Source organism: Citrobacter sp. T1.2D-1 (genome assembly GCF_950098555.1).
Lineage (GTDB): Bacteria > Pseudomonadota > Gammaproteobacteria > Enterobacterales > Enterobacteriaceae > Citrobacter_A > Citrobacter_A telavivensis.
On record NZ_CATNHH010000029.1, the window covers coordinates 1 to 2,073 of the forward strand.

General features: G+C 52.7%; 2 pseudogenes. Both read left to right on the plus strand.

Going from position 1 to position 2,073, the window contains the following annotated elements:
- Nucleotides 1-127: 127 nt before the first annotated feature.
- Nucleotides 128-538: pseudogene (locus QQZ17_RS18130) on the plus strand (FimD/PapC C-terminal domain-containing protein); the annotation flags it as partial.
- 55 nt (nt 539-593) lie between these two features.
- Nucleotides 594-1,182, plus strand: a pseudogene (locus QQZ17_RS18135) (fimbria/pilus periplasmic chaperone); the annotation flags it as partial.
- Nucleotides 1,183-2,073: the final 891 nt, after the last annotated feature.

Below are 2,073 nucleotides of genomic sequence, written 5' to 3' on the forward strand. Positions count from 1 at the left end.
GTACCAGCGTACGGCCCACAGAATGATGTCACGCTGAAAATGCCGGCCTTTGAATGGGTTCATGTGCAGCTCCATCAGCAAAAGGGGATGATAAGTTTATCACCACCGACTATTTGCAACAGTGCCCTTCGGGGTGGGCGTGGTGAGCGCCGGCAGCAGCTACCGCCGCAGCGATATTTCGGTTGATGTGGCCGCCCTGCCGGAGGACGTGGACGTCAGCAGCTCCGTCATCAGCCAGGTGCTGACGGAAGGCGCGGTGGGCTACCGGAAGATTGACGCCAGCCAGGGGGAGCAGGTGCTCGGCCATATCCGGCTGGCTGACAGCACAAGTCCGCCGTTTGGCTCCATGGTGGTGTCAGGGAAAACCGGCAGAACCGCAGGGATGGTCGGGGATGACGGACTGGTCTACCTGACAGGTCTCAGCGGGGAAGACCGCCGGACTCTGGACGTATCCTGGAATGGCCGGACACACTGCAGGCTGACGCTGCCTGAGAGCGCAGACCTCAGCCGGGGGCCGCTGTTACTGCCCTGCAGATAAAAATATCCCTGTCACAGAGCAGGACTAACGGAGAAAACAGTTTAAAAACAGCAGAATAAGCCGTGCGATTATACTCACACTGGCGGCAGCATGGGAGCCAGTGCAGCCCGGCGGCCGTCAACGTCGACCGGACCCGCATCATTATGGATGCACCACAGAAAACGGTGGCCATCACGCTGAATAATGATGACAAAACCACGCCGTTTCTGGCGCAGTCGTGGGTGACGGATGCTGACGGGGTGAAAACGGATGCGCTGATGGCGTTGCCGCCGCTGCAGCGTATTGATGCCGGACAGAAATCCCAGGTCCGTATCACCCAGGTTCGCGGGCTGACAGACAAGCTCCCTCAGGACAGGGAAACGCTGTTCTGGTTTAACGTGCGGGGCGTTCCCCCGAAGCCCGGAGACAATAATGTCCTGCAGCTGGCCATGCAGAGCCAGCTGAAATTGTTTTACCGGCCGAAAGCCATTATCAGAAACAGCAGTGACCAGCCGGAAAGCTGTGGTGTCACGCCGGCCCAGCAAAAGCTTCTGCAGGAAGTGTACAGGGGGCACACTCTGGCAGAAATGACGGGTATTCTGAGCACAGACATGAAGAAAATCTGGCAGAATAAGGATCGCCTGTTAGCAAAAATGGGCATGAGAAACCGACTGTATGAATTGCTGAATGGCACCCGCTTTCGTGAGGATTTACAGCGAACGGCTTTTATGGCGCCCGCTGAATCTGACATGATGTGCAACACCGAAGCCACTGCGGGGAATCAGCGTTCACGTTCCGCCAGAATGACCGGTCACGCCAGGCCAGAATACGCAGTCAGGGATATTGCAGAATACTGGTGCCAGTTGCAGCGTGAAATGGATGACAATTAAACAAGAGATTACTTATGGGAATGTTTAAGAGAAATAGAACGACTGGCGGGTGCCTGTCGTTGAGATACTCAGTGGCGAATTTGCGCCAGGTCGTCTTCGGAAAGACCGGTCATTTTCATGACCGTATTGCGGTCGATACCGTTCTGCAGAATGGTAAACAAATATTATGGTATATTCTCTTGTTCTGTTTGGCGTTGTCTCCGCTGCATTTTAAGTTGTAATATCATCAAATAAGGTTTATTGGCGCAATATTGTTTATCCTGATGATGGGAGTCAGTGATGAGTAAAATGTCCGCTCATTTGTATTAGCTCAGACTTGATCTGACGTTTTTCACTGGCAGTACACAGTCAAATATGACAGTCTGCTTTGAGCGCAGGCTGTGTGAAAACCCTAACCAAAAACCGAAGTGCGTGAGGTTATGCGAAATCTGGCGTCGATCAACTGTTCAACTGCGTCAAATTTTACGTAGGAGCGCATTTTTCGGGTCTGTTCTACACCCTTTTTGCAATCGCTAACGTTTTCACACAGCCTGAGCGACATATAGTCATTCGTACCCTGAGAATTACACTTTGAAGTGATTCAGGGTATGCGCTTACTGGTTACGAATATTGAGCGAGAATCATGTGATGATCGCCGCTTTTCTTTCGAGCCAGTAGGTGCTCCAC